This is a genomic window from Amycolatopsis sp. GA6-003 (assembly GCF_046267895.1).
In the GTDB taxonomy this organism is placed as follows: domain Bacteria; phylum Actinomycetota; class Actinomycetes; order Mycobacteriales; family Pseudonocardiaceae; genus Amycolatopsis.
Genome location: NZ_CP176499.1, coordinates 20,293 through 37,629, shown reverse-complemented (window position 1 = coordinate 37,629; position 17,337 = coordinate 20,293). Strand labels below are relative to the sequence as shown.

Annotated in this window: 16 protein-coding genes; 10 read left to right on the top strand and 6 right to left on the bottom strand. The window is 70.5% G+C overall.

Translation table 11 applies throughout. The features are described 5' to 3' along the window. Positions 1 to 59: 59 nt before the first annotated feature. Positions 60 to 761, bottom strand: coding sequence for an IclR family transcriptional regulator (locus F9C12_RS00185; protein ID WP_409179968.1), 702 nt, complete (start codon positions 759 to 761; stop codon positions 60 to 62). A gap of 163 nt (positions 762 to 924) precedes the next feature. Beyond that, the gene (locus tag F9C12_RS00180; protein WP_409464245.1) at positions 925 to 2,076 is read right to left on the bottom strand and encodes an MFS transporter; all 1,152 of its coding nucleotides are present in this window, start codon (positions 2,074 to 2,076) and stop codon (positions 925 to 927) included. A gap of 84 nt (positions 2,077 to 2,160) precedes the next feature. On the opposite strand from F9C12_RS00180, the gene F9C12_RS00175 reads away from it, so the two are divergent. Beyond that, complete coding sequence (locus F9C12_RS00175; protein WP_409464244.1) at positions 2,161 to 2,496, top strand: ArsR/SmtB family transcription factor; 336 nt, start codon at positions 2,161 to 2,163, stop codon at positions 2,494 to 2,496. Between the two features lie 461 nt (positions 2,497 to 2,957). Here F9C12_RS00175 and F9C12_RS00170 read toward each other — a convergent pair whose 3' ends face one another. Then, a complete protein-coding gene (locus tag F9C12_RS00170; protein ID WP_409464243.1) occupies positions 2,958 to 5,534 on the bottom strand; it encodes a glycoside hydrolase family 2 protein in 2,577 nt (858 codons plus the stop codon). Between the two features lie 502 nt (positions 5,535 to 6,036). Here F9C12_RS00170 and pqqA point away from each other — a divergent pair. The 5 genes from pqqA (at position 6,037) to pqqB (ending at position 9,117) form a co-directional block, all read left to right on the top strand. Beyond that, the gene (pqqA, locus tag F9C12_RS00165) at positions 6,037 to 6,132 is read left to right on the top strand and encodes a pyrroloquinoline quinone precursor peptide PqqA (protein WP_409179965.1); all 96 of its coding nucleotides are present in this window, start codon (positions 6,037 to 6,039) and stop codon (positions 6,130 to 6,132) included. Positions 6,133 to 6,232: 100 nt separating this feature from the next. Then, complete coding sequence (gene pqqC, locus F9C12_RS00160) at positions 6,233 to 6,913, top strand: pyrroloquinoline-quinone synthase PqqC (protein WP_409464242.1); 681 nt, start codon at positions 6,233 to 6,235, stop codon at positions 6,911 to 6,913. Positions 6,914 to 6,917: 4 nt separating this feature from the next. Beyond that, positions 6,918 to 7,190 (top strand): pyrroloquinoline quinone biosynthesis peptide chaperone PqqD, encoded by a 273-nt coding sequence (gene pqqD, locus F9C12_RS00155; protein ID WP_409464241.1) that lies wholly within the window; start codon positions 6,918 to 6,920, stop codon positions 7,188 to 7,190. Continuing rightward, complete coding sequence (gene pqqE, locus F9C12_RS00150) at positions 7,181 to 8,254, top strand: pyrroloquinoline quinone biosynthesis protein PqqE (protein WP_409464240.1); 1,074 nt, start codon at positions 7,181 to 7,183, stop codon at positions 8,252 to 8,254. Before pqqD ends, pqqE begins: the two co-directional genes overlap by 10 nt. Next, positions 8,251 to 9,117 (top strand): pyrroloquinoline quinone biosynthesis protein PqqB, encoded by an 867-nt coding sequence (gene pqqB, locus F9C12_RS00145; protein WP_409464239.1) that lies wholly within the window; start codon positions 8,251 to 8,253, stop codon positions 9,115 to 9,117. The genes pqqE and pqqB overlap by 4 nt, the downstream gene beginning before the upstream one ends. An 85-nt stretch (positions 9,118 to 9,202) precedes the next feature. Here the strand turns inward: pqqB and F9C12_RS00140 are convergent, their stop codons facing one another. Continuing rightward, a complete protein-coding gene (locus F9C12_RS00140) occupies positions 9,203 to 9,961 on the bottom strand; it encodes a nucleotidyltransferase domain-containing protein (RefSeq protein WP_409464238.1) in 759 nt (252 codons plus the stop codon). A gap of 74 nt (positions 9,962 to 10,035) precedes the next feature. On the opposite strand from F9C12_RS00140, the gene F9C12_RS00135 reads away from it, so the two are divergent. After that, positions 10,036 to 11,412, top strand: coding sequence for a hypothetical protein (locus F9C12_RS00135; protein ID WP_409464237.1), 1,377 nt, complete (start codon positions 10,036 to 10,038; stop codon positions 11,410 to 11,412). A 114-nt stretch (positions 11,413 to 11,526) separates the two neighbouring features. On the opposite strand, the gene F9C12_RS00130 is transcribed toward F9C12_RS00135, so the two are convergent. Next, complete coding sequence (locus tag F9C12_RS00130) at positions 11,527 to 11,715, bottom strand: hypothetical protein (RefSeq protein ID WP_409179958.1); 189 nt, start codon at positions 11,713 to 11,715, stop codon at positions 11,527 to 11,529. A 73-nt stretch (positions 11,716 to 11,788) separates the two neighbouring features. Here F9C12_RS00130 and F9C12_RS00125 point away from each other — a divergent pair, with 73 nt between their 5' ends. From F9C12_RS00125 to F9C12_RS00115, 3 genes are all read left to right on the top strand, one after another. Next, complete coding sequence (locus F9C12_RS00125; protein WP_409464236.1) at positions 11,789 to 12,691, top strand: NAD-dependent protein deacetylase; 903 nt, start codon at positions 11,789 to 11,791, stop codon at positions 12,689 to 12,691. Between the two features lie 133 nt (positions 12,692 to 12,824). Further along, positions 12,825 to 13,670, top strand: a complete 846-nt coding sequence (locus tag F9C12_RS00120; RefSeq protein WP_409464235.1) for an LLM class flavin-dependent oxidoreductase — start codon at positions 12,825 to 12,827, stop codon at positions 13,668 to 13,670. Between the two features lie 101 nt (positions 13,671 to 13,771). Further along, a complete protein-coding gene (locus tag F9C12_RS00115) occupies positions 13,772 to 16,135 on the top strand; it encodes a glycoside hydrolase family 2 protein (RefSeq protein WP_409464234.1) in 2,364 nt (787 codons plus the stop codon). Between the two features lie 2 nt (positions 16,136 to 16,137). Here F9C12_RS00115 and F9C12_RS00110 read toward each other — a convergent pair whose 3' ends face one another. Then, a complete protein-coding gene (locus tag F9C12_RS00110; protein WP_409464233.1) occupies positions 16,138 to 17,328 on the bottom strand; it encodes a cytochrome P450 in 1,191 nt (396 codons plus the stop codon). Positions 17,329 to 17,337 lie beyond the last annotated feature (9 nt).

Below are 17,337 nucleotides of genomic sequence, written 5' to 3'. Positions count from 1 at the left end.
GAGTCTCCCCGCCCGGTCCCGGCCCGCCCAGCCCCTCTTCCACTCAGCGGAAAAGTTCCTCAGCCTTGCAACGCGCGCGTGACCCCCAGCGCGGCCATCCGGACCACCGGCACCAGCGGCGACAGATTCGGCGTGCAGCTCGGCACCACCACGGAAATCGCCGCGACGACCTGATCGCCCGGCCCGCGCACCGGGGCGGCGACCGACGACGCGCCCTCGGTCATCTCGTTGCGGGAGATGCAGAACCCCTGCAGCCGGACCTCCGCCAGCACCTGCCGCAGCCGCGCCGGGTCGGTGATCGTCCCGCTGGCGCGCCGTTCGAGCCCGCCGGCGAGGATCTTCTCGAGGCATTCCGGCGGCGCGTGCGCGAGCAGCACCTTGCCCGGCCCCGCCGCGTGCAGCGGAAGCCGCAGCCCGACCCGCGAGGTGACCACGACATCCGGATGCGCCTCGAGCTTTTCCAGATACAGCGCGCGGTCCCCGTCGAGCACGACCAGGTGCACCACCTCGTGCGTCACCTGCAGCAGGTCCTGCAGGAACGGCAGCGCGACGTCGCGAAGCTCGCGCCCGCCCGGCGCCTGCGCCCCGAGCTGCCACAGCCGGAGCCCGATCCGGTACCGGCCCCGGCCGGTGCGCTCGAGCGCGCCCCAGCCGGTCAGTTCGGCCAGCAGCCGGTGCACGGTGGCAGGCGCGAGCCCGGTCGCCCGGGTGATCTCGCCGTGAGTCTGCTCGGGTCGGCCGGTCAGGAAGGAATCGAGCACCGCGAACGCGCGGCTCAGGACCGTGCGCCCGGGTTCGGCGGCGTTGCCGGCGATCGCGTGCCTCCGGGGCTGCGGTGGAACGGGACGGGGACTGGCCGCCCATCATCCGCCAGTCCCGCGGACACGGCAACCCGCCGTCCCCCCGTCTGTCCACACTGGACGCTCACCGGACCGCGGGCTTCGCCGCCCGCCGCTCGGGCGCGGTGCCCGCCGCGACCCCGAGGACCGCCGCCGCCAGGACCGACGCCGCGGGCCCGAGCCACCCCGCTCCCGCGTTCGCCAGCACCACCCCGCCGAGCCCCGCGCCGATCGCGGTCCCGACGTAGTTCATCGACCCGTTGAGGCTCAACGCGACCGCCGCGACGTCCCCGCCCGCCACGAACACCCGGTTCTGCTGCGGGATGAACAGCATCGACCCGAGCACGCCGAGCACGAACAACACCACGAGCGTCGGCGCGAACCACCGCTGAACGACCGACAACGAGCCCGCGGCCACCACCACGATCCCCAAGCTGACCACGATCACCCGCAACGACGCGAACCGGTCGGCCACCCGCCCCACGAGCCGGTTCCCCAGAAAGAACCCCGCCCCGTTGACCAGCAACGCCACCAGAATCGCGCCCGCGCTGCCCGGCGCGCTCACCCCCACCACCGCCGAGGCGTACGCCATCAGCAAGAACGACGGCGCCAGCACCAGCGCGCTCACCGCGAGCAACGTGACGATCCGCGGATTGACCAGCACCCGCAGCCGCTCGCGCATCGTCGTCGCCGGCAACGTGATCGACGGAACGAACGCCCCCGCCAGCACCGCCGCGACCGCCGCCAGCACCACGATCGTCCACAACGTGCCGCGCCACCCCCACACTTGCCCGATCAGCAGCCCGAACGGCACCCCGAGCACCGCCGCGAGGCTGGATCCCGCGCCGATCACCGCGAACGCCCTGGCCCGCCGCTCCGGTGCCGCGAGCACCCCCGCGACCGCGAACGCGTTGGCCTGAAACGCAGCCGCCCCGAGCGCCGCGACGACCCGCCCCGCCACCACGACGCCGAACGTCGGCCCCGCCGCCTGCAGCACCATCCCGACGAGAAACGCCCCCATCCCCGCCCCGATGACGACCCTGCGGTCCGCCCTCCCGGCGAGCGTCGCGATCACCGGAGACCCCACCGCATACGCGACCGCGAAGACCGTCGTGAGCTGCCCCGCGGCCGCGACGCTCACCGACAGGTCCCGCGAAATGTCCGAAAGCAGCCCAGGCAGCACGAACCCGTCCACCCCGAGCACGAACGTGCCCACGGCCAGGATCACCAACCGCACACCATTCGATGATTGTCGAATCGTCACATCGCGAAGCATAAACTACACTTCGACGACGGTCAAAACATCGAAGGAGCCCCACCCGTGCCGCGCACGCTGCCCGAGCCGTCCGTCGAGTCGTTCGACCTGACGGTGATCCTCAGCGCCCTGGCCGATCCAGGCAGGCGCACACTGCTGAAGGCGATGTATCAAGCGGGGGACCCGATCGACTGCGCGACGCTGGTGGAAAAAACGAACCTCGGCCTGAGCAACCCGACGATCTCGCACCACTACCGAGTCCTCCGCGAAGCAGGCTTGACCCGCACCGTGGCCGAAGGCCGCCACCGCATAGTCCACGTCCGCCGCGACGAGATGGAATCAAGATTCCCCGGCCTGCTGGACGCCATCCTCACCGCCCCCGAACGCACCCTGGACGGCTGACCCCGTCTCCGAGTGTCCACAGTGGACACCGGCCGAACCCTCACCGGGCTTCCATGAGGGGACCCCTCATACCCTCAGAGTCCCTCAGGGCTCCCCTCACGACCGCCCGACGTCCGTGAGGGCACCTTCACGCCCCCCGGCCCGCCACAGCCGCACCGGGATGCACCCCACCCGAAAACCGCCGCCGATGCACCCAACGATCGGGCACCCACCCCCGACCGCAGCCAGCGCACCCAAACAGCGAGGCACCCAGCCCTAAAACCGCCACCGCTGCACCCAAACAGCGAGGCACCCAGCCCCTCCCCCGCCCCCGATACAAAGCCGCCCTGCGGTTCGGGGGTGCTTGTCAAGGCATCTTTCCCGCCTTGACAAGCACCCCCGAACCGTCAGCACAATCAAACTTCGGGGGCCCCACGCAACCACCCGACTGCAATGTCGCCGCCAGGCGACGAGCAGCCACCTCACCCCCCAAACGCAGCCACCGCAGGAGAAACATCCAATGCCTCCCGATTGAACGTCACCTCCACCCCCCGCCCCCGCAACCGGGACGCCCGCTGATCAACCTTCCACCCGTCCACCCGAACCCCCACCTCCGGATGCCGCAACACCTGCTCGGCCCCCAACCGCACCCGAACACCAACCTCTTCCCCACCCACCAAATTCAGATAATTATCACTGAACGCAGCCGGAAGAACCCGCTCCCCAGTCCGCACGTCATACACCTGCAAATGCACCATCAACGCCACGGCCTCGCCACTATTCCGCACGTCAACAGCCACCTCGACCCCATCCCGCGAACGCCCGGCAATCACCGAAACAGCAGCCGCATCCATCCCGTCCAGCCCGGCAAACCCCACCGCCCGAGCAGGATTCTCCACCCAGTAAAAACTCCGGACCACCCCCCGCGCACCCCTGAACAACAACCGAACAAACACAACCTCAGACGACACCCCCTCCATCAGCGAAGCAACATTCCCGACCACCGCCCGATCGGAACCCTTCACCCCGCCAACCGGAAACGAACGACGCGAGAATTCCACGCCGTCCAACCCGTAAAGCGAAACATCCACCGCACCCCGCACCACCGCCCGCGAATGATTCGCCACCACCACATCGAAACTCCGCGCATCCAGCACCACATTGACCCGCCGGCAAGCGTGCTGAACCGCATAAAACGCCGAATGCGCCTCCAGATCATGACTGTACATCTGCCAGACGAAACTAGGCTGCGCAGGATTGGTCATCCACATGATGACCCCGGTCCGCGGATAAGGCCCAGCACTTCCCATATGCGCCACCGGAGCCTCATAAATAGCCCGAATGCACTCGTAATTCATCATCTGCGACTTGCGCGCGAAGTCGGGAAGATTCCGCACCTCCCCGTACCGCTCGGCAGTAAGCCGCAGATACCCGGCCCCGCCCCCGTTCCCCCCGTTCCCGTTCACATCCCGGTCGGCCCAGAAGTCGTCCGGCCGCTCCCACGACCCCTCCGGCAGCATCTTCCGGATGAACTCCAGAGTCGGAATCGAATAGGACCCCACCTCATTGCGAAACGGCGGCCACTGCGTCCCGTCATTGAGCGAAAAATGCCGGGCAGGCGGAACCCAATGGTACGGCCCGCCGGACCGGTACCCGTCGATCGGATTCTCCCCGGTGTCCCCGGCGGAACTGGTCAAGACCACCCGCTGCGGATCCAGCTCGGCGACCAGCGCGTCGAGCCCGTCGATCAGCGGCTGCGGCGGCGGCCCCTCGTTGCCGCCGCACCAGAGCAGCACCGACGGATGATTGCGGAACCGCACGATGCAGTCGCGGATATTGGCCAGGTCCCGGGCGACGTTCTCCGCGGGCGGCCCCTCGGTCGAACAGAAGAAGTCCTGCCACACCAAGATCCCGTACTCGTCGCATGCGGCGAAGAAGTCCTCGGTGCTGCTCTGGCCGTTCCAGTTCCGGATCAGATTGAGGTTGGCGTCGCGATGCAGCCGGACCTGCTCCCGCAACCGCTCCCGCGGAATCCGCTTCAGCGCCTCGTCCATCCCCCAGTTGCCGCCCATCACCAGGATCGGCTGATTGTTGACCGTGATCGCCAGGCACTGGCTCACCGTCCCGGACGGCGACCGCATCGGCGTCGTGTACTCGATCCGGCGAACCCCGAAGTTCAGCGCCCGTTCGTCGTAGACCTGACCACCGGACTCGACGCTGACCGCCAGCCGGTAGAGATACGGATCGCCGTACCCGTTGGGCCACCACAGCTTCGGCTGCTCCAATCGCAGGCATGCCAGGTCCTTCGACGTCAGCACCACCGTCGACGCCCCTGCCGGAACGCGGACCGTCCGCCGGAACTCGCGCCCGTCCAGCGATCCCTTCACCACCACGGACTTCTCGACCGCGCTGTCCAGCGCAAGCTCGATCGCGACCTCCGCCGTGCGCAAGTCCGGCGACAGCGTCGAGGTGACGTGCACGTCGGCCATCCGGACCGGCCCAGTGGTATGCCAGCTGACCGGCTGCCAGATCCCCAGGTCCCGGTCCGGGATGGTCGGCAGCCAATCCCAGCCGGCGGTGCAGAAGAACGTCGGCCCGTTCTTCAGCGTGATCCCGGTCGGCCCGCCGTTGCGCCCGCCCCGCGTCACCCCGCTGGCGTAACTGGGCAACGCGGGCGGGTCGGCGTAGTCGAGCTTCCCGACCAGCACCGCCAGCCAAGCGACGCCGTCCGCCTTGGCCACGATGTCCGTGACGTCGAAAACGGCACGCTTGAACGCGCCTTCGACGGTGCCGATCCTGGTCCCGTCGAGCCAGATCGTCCCGAGATAGTTGATCCCGTCGAACTGCAGCCAGAACCGCTGCCCCGGAAGCAGTCTCGGCACCCGGAACGCGACCCGGTACCAGTAGCCGGTGTCCTTGAGCGTGTCCGGGACGGTGTCGGTCACGATGTGGCCGTACAGCGGATCGGGATACTCGCCGTTGGCGATCATGCTGGTCAGCGGCGTCCCCGGAACGACGGCGGGCTTCAGCCCGGCGACTTCCGCCGCGCTCGCCAGCACGCTCCCGTCCGCCGAGCCGTCGGCCGCGGCAAAGGTCCAGCCGCTGCCGATCTCCCCGCCGCCGACCGGCCGCGGCCGAGCCTCCTCCGCGGCCCCGGCGGGGCCGGCCGTCCCGAACGCGCCGAGCACACCACCGCCCGCGACTGCGATCCCGCCGGACAGAAACCGCCTGCGATTTACCTGGGTCACGTCGCTCCCAAAGCCTCTGACATCGTTGTCAACCGCACTTGAACCCTATTATTCGGCCGCCCGCGGTCCCGATGTCAACCGACGGCAGGAGGTTTCCGCACCGCCGCCCGGTTTCTGCCGGGCGGACAACCGGCCGCCCGGCGGCGCAGAGTGAGCAACCCGCTGCGCCATCGGAAGGAATCTTTACAAAGGAAGCGGGAAATCCCTGCCCGCCCCTGGCGACCGGCCGCCTTGCGCTTTTAGGGTGACGGCGTTCGCGGCGGGGACGCGTGCCCCGCTCACCGGTGCACCACCGAAGGAAAGCGAGTTTCCCATGCCCGAACCCGCCGAAATGTGGACCGCGCCCGACTTCGTCGAATACGAAACGCCGATGGAGGTCACCGCCTACGCGGCCCGCCGGGAGGAGTGATCCGCCGGACGGGGCCGGTCCGCCGCGGTCCCGTCCCTTCCCGGAAAACCTTACCGCTCAGCGAGAATCCCGGAGTACGCGAATGTCCACAGTGCACCCGATGAGTCCGGCGGAGTTCACCGGAGCCCTGCGCGGCCTCGCGCCCCGGTACTGGGGCGGCCATCCGTTCCACCGGCGGATGCACGCCGGCGAACTGACCGAGCACGAGCTGAAACTCTGGGCCGCGAACCGCTGGTACTACCAGCGCATGCTGCCGCAAAAAGACGCGGCCATCGTCAGCAATTGCCCGCTCCCGGAAATCCGCCGGCTCTGGCTGGACCGCATCGTCTACCACGACGGCGCCGTCGAGGGCGAAGGCGGAGCCGAACGCTGGCTGCGGCTGTGCGCCGCGGTCGGCCTGGACCGTGCCGAAGTCCTCGACGAGCGACACGTCGCCCCGGGCGTCCGGTTCGCTGTCGACGCTTACGTCACCTTCGCCCGCACCAAACCGTGGGTCGAAGCCGTCGCCTCCGGGCTGACCGAGATGTTCGCCGGGCACCTGATGCAGCAGCGCGTAGCCGACGTCCTCGCGAACTATTCGTGGATCTCCCGCGCCGACCTGGCGTATTTCACCAACCGGATCGACAAGGTCTCCGGCGAGGGCAAGGACACTTTGGACATTGTCGTGCAGCACTGCGTCACCCGCGAACAGCAAGAGAAGGCGGTGGCGGCGCTGTCGTTCAAGTGCGACGTCCTGTGGTCGATGCTCGACGCCATCGAACGCGCCGCGGCCAAGGAGTGAGCCGATGGACACCATCACCGCCGCGTCCGTGCCGAAGCTGCGCGTCGGCGTGCGCTTGACGTTCGATCACGTCCGCGGCATACCTGTGCTGTTGTTCCCGGAAGGCGTGCTGGTGCCGAATTCCACCGCCACCGCGGTCCTGGAGCTGTGCGACGGGACCACCCCCGTCTCCGGCATCGTCACGAGGTTGAGCAGCCGGTACCAAGGCGTCCGGGAGAGCGACGTCCTCGCCGTGCTGGCACGGTTCGGCCAACGGCGGGTGATCGAATGGACGTGACCGCGCCGCTCGGCCTCCTCGCGGAACTGACCCACCGGTGCCCGCTGCACTGCTCGTACTGCTCGAACCCGGTGGAACTCGTCAGCCGGGCCGCGGAAATGTCCACCGCGGAATGGACCGGCGCACTGTCCCAGGCCCGGGAGCTCGGCGTGCTCCAGGTCCACCTCTCCGGCGGAGAACCGCTGGCGCGCGCGGATCTTCCGGACCTGGTCGCGCACGCGAGCGGCCTCGGCTGCTACGTCAACCTCGTCACCTCCGGACTGGGCCTGACCGAGCACCGGCTGGCCGATCTCGCCGAACGAGGCCTCGCCCACGTCCAGCTCTCCGTCCAGGCCGCCACTCCGGACCGCGCGAACCTGCTCGCCGGAGCGAAAGCCTTCGACCGGAAACGGGCCGCCGCCGAACTCGTCAAAGCCGCGGGCCTGCCGCTCACCGTCAACGTGGTGCTGCACCGGCGGAACCACGACCAGCTGGCCGACCTCATCGCCCTGGCCGAGTCGATGGGCGCGGACCGCCTCGAGCTGGCCAACACCCAGTACTACGGCTGGGCCCTGCGCAACCGCGCCGCGCTGATGCCCACCCGCGCGCAACTGGCCGCCGCCGAACCCGTCGTCCGCGCCGCCGTCGAACGGCTCCGCGGCACGATGGAAATCATCTACGTCGTCGCCGACTACTACGAACCGTTCCCCAAACCCTGCATGCACGGCTGGGGCGCGCGGCAACTCACGATCGCCCCCGACGGCACCGTCCTGCCCTGCCCCGCCGCCAGCGCGATCACGACGCTCACGCTCGACAACGTCCGCGACACCGCCCTCACCGACATCTGGTACCGCTCGGAGTCCTTCGCCGCCTACCGGGGCGAGGAGTGGATGCGCGACCCGTGCCGCACCTGCGACCGCCGCGCCACCGACTTCGGCGGCTGCCGCTGCCAGGCGTTCCAGCTCACCGGCGACGCGGCCAACCCCGACCCTGTCTGCTCCCGTTCCCCGCATCGCGGCACCGTCGACCTGATCCTCGCCGCACCGTCCACTTCGGACCTGATCCCGCGCGGCCCGGCCCGATGAAAGTCATCCTCCTGGGCACCGCGGCCGGCGGCGGCTTCCCGCAGTGGAATTGCGCCTGCGCCGCCTGTACGTCGGGCTCGCCCCCGCGTACGCAGGACAGCGTCGCCTTCAGCGCGGACGGCCGGGTCTGGCACCTCCTGAACGCCTCGCCCGACATCCGCGCGCAAATCCTGGCGACCCCAGCCCTGCGCGCCGGACCGGGCCCGCGCGAGACACCACTGCGCACAGTCCTGCTCACCGACGCGGAACTGGACCACACCCTGGGCCTGCTCATGCTCCGCGAGGCAGCCGACCTGACCGTGCACGCCCCCGCCGCCGCGCTGCACGCACTGACCGACCACTTCCCGGCCCGCCCCGTCATCGACGCGTACCACGGCTGGAACTGGCTCCCCACCACCGAAACCACCCTCGACGGCCTTCACGTCACCTCGTTCCCCGTCAGCGACAAACAACCGAAATACGCCCGCTCCTCCCCTCGCCCCGGCCCGTGGGTCGTCGCCTACCGCATCCACGACCCGTCGACCGGCGGCACCCTCGTCTACGCCCCCTGCCTGCGCACCTGGCCGCCCGGCTTCGACGCGTTCACCGAAGGCGCGAGCCTGGTCCTGCTCGACGGCACCTTCTACCGCGGCACCGAATTCACGACCACGACAACCGCCGACCCGGCCGCCCAGCAGGCGATGGGCCACGTCCCGATCACCGAAACGCTGCCGAGGCTCGCACCCCGCCCAGGCACGACGAGGTGGGCTTACACGCATCTGAACAACACGAACCCCGTGGTAGACCCGACTGGTCCAGAGCATGCCGCGGTGGTGGGTGCCGGAGCGGAGCTGCCGCCGGATGGAACCGAGTTCATCCTCTGACCGAGGCACCGGTCGCCGCACTGACCAGCCGTGGGGATCTCGCCAGCACCGAACCCGGAACCCGTCGCACCGCACCAGCTTCCGGCTACTCGGCTCCAGTCGCCTGCCCTAGCAGAGCGCAAGCAGTCGCGAACGCCCCCGCCAAATCGTGCCCCATCCCCGCCACCACGTCGTCCAGTCCGCGCAGCCCCGCCCGTTCCAGCAGGGTTTTCTCGTTCGTCACCCACTCCCCTCGCGCGGCCAGCACCGCGTGCCCGGTCTGCATCGCCGCCACCCCGACCGACGCCGCGGTCTCCGCGACGCGGCCGTGCTTCGCATACGCCGACTTCGCGTACTCCAACGTCCGCTCCGCCGAAGCACGCCAGAACCGGGAAGCGTTCTCCCGCAGCAGTTCCGGGTACTCCGGCCGCGGCAGTTCGCCGCGCAGCACCCGGTTCAGCGCCAGCTCCGCCACCACCAGGTAGCTCGGGATCCCGGCCAGGTGGAACGCCAGCGCCTCCCAGTGGAACCGGCCCTTCTCCGCCTCGGCGAGTTCGTGCTCGACCACGTCCAGGTCCCGGTAGTGCACGTCCACCGGGCGTCCGTCGACGGTCAGCCACGCGCCTCCGTTGAAGACGCCGCCGCCCCATTCGCCGAGTTCCGACACCGAGCCCGGGAGACCGAGCGCGCGCAGGTCGGCCGGGTCGAACGCGCCGCGGTAGTACACCGCGTAGTCCCAGTCGCTGTCCGGCCGGTGGGTTCCGCGCGCCCGCGAGCCGCCCAGCGCCACCGCTTCGACTCCGGGCAAACCGGACAGCAAGCCGGCCACGTGCTCAGCGAACGTTTCCTCGTCGTTTTCCCGCATCAGGAGAACATGCCATGAAACTCTGCCAAGATCGCCGGTATTTCGCCGATTGCCCGTCCGGCCTGGGGGTCTGAATGCACCGATTCCGCACGATCGCGCTCGCCGCTGCCGCCGTCACCGCGCTCGGCGCCGCGCCCGCGAACGCCGCGCAACCCTTCACCGACACCGTCTTCGCCGCTACGCACAACAGCTACTCCGGCAACGTCGACGGAGCGAAGGGGTCCATCTCCTACCAGCTCGACCACGGTGTCCGGTTCATCGAATTCGACATCCACGACAACGGCTACGCCACCCGGCACGACTACGGAATCGGCCACAGCTCGCCCGGCGACCTCGTCGACCACGCGGGCAACCCGGCGTCCGACAGTCTCCGCGACTGGCTCGCCGCGGTGAACGCCTGGTCCGCCGCACACCCGGACGCGGCGCCGATCGTCGTCATGCTCGACCTGAAAGACGACCTGACCGACAACGACTCGTTCGCCGCCGGGAACCTGGCCGCGGTCAACGCCGAGCTGAGTGCCGCGTTCGGGCCGCGGCTGCTCTCCCCCGCCGCCTACCGCGCCGGCGCGACCACGGATTCCTTGCGCGGCAAGGTGCTCCCGCTGCTGTCGGGCGACGGCGGCACGCGCGCCGCGTATCGCCGGGATGTCGGGTATCACCCGGCGGTCGCGGTCAACAGCCGCGGCCAGGTCGTGGAGGTGCACGACTCCGGCGGCGGCGCGCTCTGGTACTGGACGGGGCAGCTCGGCGCGGACGGACGCGTCGCCTGGCAGCGCCACGGCCGTTACGACAGCGGCCAGACCCCGGCGGTCGCGCTCGACGACTCCGGCCGGATCGTCGAGGTGCACCAGTCGCCCAGCGCAGCCACGCTCTGGTACCACACCGGACAGCTCGGCGCGGACGGCGAGATCAGCTGGTCGGCCAGCCATCAGTACGACAACGGGGTGCTGCCGACGGTCGCGTTCACCAGCTCCGGGATCCGCGAAATCCACCGCAGCCCGACGAGCGGCCAGAACTGGCAGTGGCGCGGCACTCTCGACTCGTCCGGCGGGACGGTGACCTGGACCGGCAACGCGAAAACGTCCGATCCGCGTTACGACAAGGCGAACGCCGGGCGAATCTCTGTCGCCAGCGGCGCCGACGGGTCCACGCCGGCGCAAACCCTGCGCTACTCCACCGCGCTCGTCACCGGCGGCCGCGTGCAGTACCAGCAGGTCGCATTTGACGAATACCAGCAAGGGGATCCGGCCGAACTTCAAGACGCGCTGTTCTACGGGGCCCCGGCGCAGGATTCGGCGTTCCTGGTCGCCGCGCGCAAGAGCGGGCACGCGGTCCGCGGCTGGGACTTCGACGACGCGGGCCTGGCCACCGATCCGCTCGTCAACTACCCGGCCACCAACCATCCGTACGACGACTGGTACCGGCGGCTCACCGGGAACACCGCGCGCTGACAAGAGAAAGGCCCGCGCTCCGCCACCCCGACGGGCAGAGCGCGGGCCTCGCCCACCGGCTGGAGGGTCGGTGTTCCTCCCAAGAACACCGGCCCCTCCGGTCGATGAGCGGCCTCAGGCGGCTCGCTGCTTCAGCCGAGCCGCCCCGACGGCTGCGACCGGCATCGACGCTTCCCGCAGCGCCGCCCGTTCGACCGGCCGCCGGACCGCCCCGCTCGGAGTCCGCACGCAATATCGCTCCACGGATTCCATCAGCACGGCGGCGACCATCACGACCACGGGCGTAGCCAACGCGAACCACATGGTGGCTTTGGTACCCAGCCGCGCGGAAAACCAATCGCCCGTGCCCCGGGCGGGGGGCCGTTAGACTGGCGGCGTGCGCACGCGACCGACGCTGACCTGGGCCGGACCCGGCGAACCGCTTCCGCGCACGGGCACGGTCGCGGACGTGGCGAAGATCGTCGCCGGGCGGCGGGTGCTCGTGCTCAGCGGCGCCGGGCTGTCCACCGAATCCGGCATCCCCGACTACCGCGGCGAAACCGGCAGTCTGCGCAAACACACGCCGATGACCTACGGCGAATTCGTCGCCAGCGAGGCGGGCCGCCAGCGCTACTGGGCGCGCAGCCACCTCGGCTGGCGCACCATCGCGCGGGCCGCGCCGAACGACGGGCACCGCGCCGTTTCCGCGCTGCGCGCCGGCGGCTGGCTCTCCGGGGTCATCACGCAGAACGTCGACGGCCTGCACCGCGCGGCGGGCACCCCCGGCGTGGTGGAACTGCACGGCAACCTCGACCGCGTCGTCTGTCTCGGCTGCCGCCGCACCACCCCGCGCGAGGACCTCGACGCCCGGCTGCGCGCGGCCAATCCGGATTTCGGCGCCGTGGCGACGCGGATCAATCCGGACGGCGACGTCGAACTGACCGAGGACGTCGTCCGCACCTTCCGCGTCGTCCCTTGCGCGAGCTGTTCGGGCGTGCTGAAACCGGACGTGGTGTTCTTCGGCGAGAACGTGCCGCGCGCCCGGGTGGAGCGCTGCTACCGGATGGTCGACGAGGCCTCCGCGCTGCTGGTGCTGGGATCTTCGCTCACGGTCATGTCCGGCTTGCGCTTCGTCCGGCGCGCCGCGAAATCCGGCAAACCCGTCGTGATCGTCAACCGCGGCCAGACCCGCGGCGACGAGCACGCGACCGTCCGCGCGGACCTGCCGCTCGGCCCCGCGCTCACCGAGCTGCTGGCCGTGCTGGAAAACGCGTTGCCCCGCCCGAGCGCCGCCGGATAGGCTGCGGGCACTCCGACGGATCGGTCCCCGGAAGCACGCCGCAGAGCGGACCGGCCAGCCTGCACGCACTCCCAGGCCCAGGAGCGGGCGGCAACCCTGTAATTGTCGACCCAGTTTTACCGGAGGTTCTCCGATGTCCATTGGCATTGGCCTGCCCATCAGCGACCCCGCCGCCCTGCTCGAGTGGGCGCGGCGCGCGGACGCCGGCCCGTTCCGCACGCTCGGGCTGCTCGACCGCCTCGTCTACGACAATCCCGAACCGCTCACCGCGCTCGCCGTCCTGGCCGGCGCGACCACCCGCGTCCGGCTGCAGACCGAGGTCCTGCTCGCCCCGCTGCGCGAGACCGCGCTGCTCGCCAAGCAGGCCGCCACGCTCGACCGGATGAGCGGCGGCCGGTTCGTGCTCGGCCTCGGCGTCGGCGGCCGCGAGGACGACCACCACGCCGCCGGCACCCCGCTGCGCGACCGCGGCCGCCGCTTCGACCGGCAGCTCGCCGACCTGTGCCGGCTGTGGTCCGGCGAACCGCACAGTTCCGAAGCCGGTCCGATCGGCCCCGCCCCGGCCCGCGAAGGCGGCCCGGAGCTGCTGATCGGCGCGTTCAAACCCAAGGCGCTCGCCCGCGTCGCGCGCTGGGGCGACGGGCTGCTCGCCGCCGCTCCCCCGTCGTGGGCCGGCGGGCTGTTCGACACGGTGCGCCGCGACTGGCAGGAGCACGGCCGCGAGGGCGAGCCTCGGCTGGTCGCGCAGGTGAACGTCGCGCTCGGCCCGGATTCCGTCGCTGACGAGGCGAAAAAGGCGATGGGCGAGTACTACGCGTTCACCGGAACGGCCGAGCAGATGGTGAGCGGGATGCTCACCGAGGCCGGCGAGATCCGGGCCGCGATCCGCGCCTACCGCGACCTCGGCGCGGACGAGGTGATGCTCTACTGCTGGGGCAGCGACCCCGGCCAGGTCGACCGGCTCGCCGACCTCTGCTGACCCTTTCCGAACAGCACCGGAAGTAAGCTCGCGCCCATGGAGGCGTCGACGTTTCCCGGCGGTTTTTCCGCGCCCTGCCCGGGAACCGCCCGCCGGCGGGGATGACCAACCGGCGGGCGTTCCTGCTCGGGGCCGGCGCGGTGCTCGCCGGATCGGGCGCGCTCGCGGCCGCGCTTTCCCGTCCCGCGCCCCCGGCGGGGCGGGACGGGTTCGGCGCGGACTGGCTGTTCGGGCCGTACGCGGCGGGCAGCACCGAGCCGGACTTCGACGACAGCGGGATGGCGCCGGTTTCGGTGCCGCACTGCGTCGTTCCGCTGTCCTGGCAGGATTGGGACCCGGCGGACTGGCAGCACCTCTGGGTGTACCGCCAGCATTTCCCCGCGCCCGCGCGGCTGCGGCGGAACCGGGCGTTCCTGCAGTTCGACGGAGTGCTCAGCGCCGCGACGGTGTACCTCAACGGCCGGCTCGTCTCCGCGCGCAGCGGCGGCTACCTGCCGCTGCGCTGCGAGGTCACCGGTCTGCTGACCGAGAAGGAGAACGTGCTCGCGGTGGTGGTCGACGGCCGCTGGCAGCAGAACACTCCGCCGGACCTGCCGGAATTCCCGAACCCGGCCGCCATCGACTTCTACCAGCCCGCCGGGATGTACCGGGAAGTCCGGCTGACCGGGGTGCCGCAGACCTTTCTGTCCGATGTGTACGCACAGCAGCTCGCCGTACTGACGCCGGACCGCGAGGTGCTGCTGCATTGCACGGTGGACTCGGCCAAAGCGGTCCGCGGCCCCGTCCGGCTCACCGCCGCGCTCAGCCAGGACGGTGCCGAGATCGCGTCCTCCTCCACCGGCCTCACCGGGCTGCCGAAGGGCGACACCCAGGTCACGGTGTCGCTGCGGGGCCTCGAAGCGGTGCGGCTGTGGGATCTCGACGACCCCGCGTTGTGCGAAATTCTCGTCACGCTCGCGGTCGACGGCCGGAAAGTGCACACCTACCCGGTGCGCACCGGACTGCGCGCCGCTCAGTTCACTGTGGACGGTTTCCGGCTGAACGGACGGCCGCGCAAGCTGTTCGGGCTCAACCGGCACCAGTGGTACCCGTTCGTCGGCGGCGCGATGCCGGACCGGGTGCAGCGCCGGGACGCTCAGCTGCTGAAAGAAGACCTGAACTGCACGATGGTGCGCTGCTCGCATTACCCGCAGGCGACGGCGTTCCTCGACGCCTGCGACGAACTCGGCGTCCTGGTGTGGGAGGAACTGCCGGGGTGGGACCACGTCGGCGACACCGCGTGGCAGGAGCTGGCGGTGCGGGACGTGCACGACATGATCGTGCGCGACCGCAACCATCCGTCGATCATCGTCTGGGGCACCCGGGTGAACGAGACGCTCGGCCAATACGCGCTGTACGGAAGGACGGATCAGCTCGCCGCCGAACTCGACCCGATGCGGCCGTGCACGGGCGCCGTCGCCGGAGAGCGCGGTTACGTTTCGCCGCTGTACCCGGTGAAAGCGGGCGGCGGGGTGTTCTCGTTCAACGACTACAGCCGCCCGCGCCCGCCGGGTTCGCCGCCGCCGCTGCGCCCGCCGCGCCGCGGGGTCCCGTACCTGGTCAGCGAAGCGATCGGCACGCTCGTCGGGCCGGCGTACTTCCGGCGGACGGATTCCGTTGCGGTGCAACGGGAACAGAGCATGCTGCACGCCTGGGTGCACGACCGCGCCGCGTCCGATCCGCGCTACAGCGGCCTGCTCGGCTGGTGCGGTTTCGACTATCCCTCGGGCTGGTATCACCATTACCGCGGCGTGAAATACCCGGGCGTGATGGATTTCTTCCGCAACCCCAAACTGGGCGCGGCGTTCTACCGGGCACAACGCGATCCGTCCCGCGGCCCCGTGATCGAACCGGCTTTCTACTGGGATTTCGGCCCCGGTTCACCGCCGGGCGGGCCGGGCCGCGACGCGATCGTCTGGTCGAACTGCGAGGTGCTGGTGGTGACCGTCGCGGGCAAGCGCCCGGTCACCGTGCGCCCTGACCGCGCGCGGTTCCCGCATCTGGCGTATCCGCCGTTCGCGATGGATCTGCGGGTGAACGGCCGGGCGCGCCCGGAGCTGGCCATCGAAGGCCGGATCGGCGGGCAAACGGTGCTGCGACGGCGGTTCAGCGCGGACCCGGCGTACGACACGATCGCGGTAACCGCCGACGACCACCAGATCGCCGCCGACGGCGCGGACACCACGCGGGTCGCGCTGCGCTTGCTCGACCGTTACGGCGCACCGCGGCCGCACGCCCGCGGAGTGCTGGCTGTTTCGGTGACGGGACCCGGCGTGCTGATCGGCGACCCCTACCTGGACTTCGCCGCACTCGGCGGCGCGGCCGCGGTGTGGATCCGGTCGATGCGCGGCGCCCCCGGCACCATCACCGTGAGCGCCACGCATCCCTTCGCCAACACCGGAACCGCCACCATCGAATCAGCCTGACCTCACCACACGACCGGAACCTGCGAAACCCCGCCCGTCAGCCGATTCGCCCGCACCTCCAGCTCGTCGACGGGAACGGCTAGCCGGAGATCCGGGAAGCGGCGGAACAACGTCGTGAACACCACGCGCAGTTCCGTCCGCGCCAGGCTCGCGCCGATGCAGAAGTACCCGCCGTAGCCGAAAGCGATGTGGGAGTTGGGTTTGCGGTCCGGGTCGAACTCGTGCGCGTCGGCGAACACCGCCGGGTCGCGGTTGGCCGAGGCGGTGGAGATCATCACCGCGTCGCCGCGCGGGATGCGGACGCCGCCGATCTCCACGTCCTCGTGCGCGTACCGGAGCAGGCCGAGCCCGCCCGGCGCGGACATCCGCAGGATTTCCTCCACGGTGGCGTGCACGCGGCCTTCGGGGTCGGCGGCGAGCGCGTCGCGGCGGGAGAGGTCGGTGAGCAGGAACAGCACGCCGAGGTCGATCCGGTTCGACGTGGTCTCGTGGCCGGCGAACAGCAGCCCGGCGGCGAGCCTGCCGAGGTCGTCGTCGGTGAACGCCGGGTCCTCGGCCTGCGCGGCGACCAGGTCCGACACCACGTCCTGGCCCGGGTTCGCGCGTTTCGCGTCGGCGAGGCCGGACATGTAGGCGGTGAACTCGGTCATCGCGACCTCGGCGTCGCCGCCGCTGTCGAGCACGCCGATGCGGTCGGAAAGGGCGCGGAACTTCTCCCGGTCCTCGTACGGCACGCCGAGCAGTTCGCAGATCACCAGCACCGGCAAGGGAAACGACAGGTGCTCGTGCAGGTTCGCCGGCGAGCCCGCGGCTTCCATCCCGTCGAGGCACCGGTCGGCGAGTTCCTGGATCCGGCCGCCGAGCCGGCGCATCCGGTTCGCCGAGAACGCCGGGACCAGCAGGCGGCGCAGCCGGGCGTGTTCGGCCTGCTCGGTCTCGAAATCGCCCTGCGGCCCGTTCAGCACCGCGGCGTCGGAGACCGTCGAGGCGTCCTCGGGATGCGGGTGGGAACGGCCGAACCGGGGGTCGGCGAACACTTCCCGCGCCTGTTCGTACGCGGTGACGAGCCAGGCCGGGTCGCCCGCGGGGGTCGTCGCCGGGACGATCGGGCCTTCGCGGCGCAGCACTTCGTACAGCGGCGCGATGTCCAGGACGTTCGGCCTCGCGAACGGCAGCTGGGTTGGGGTCGGCATGCGGGGTCC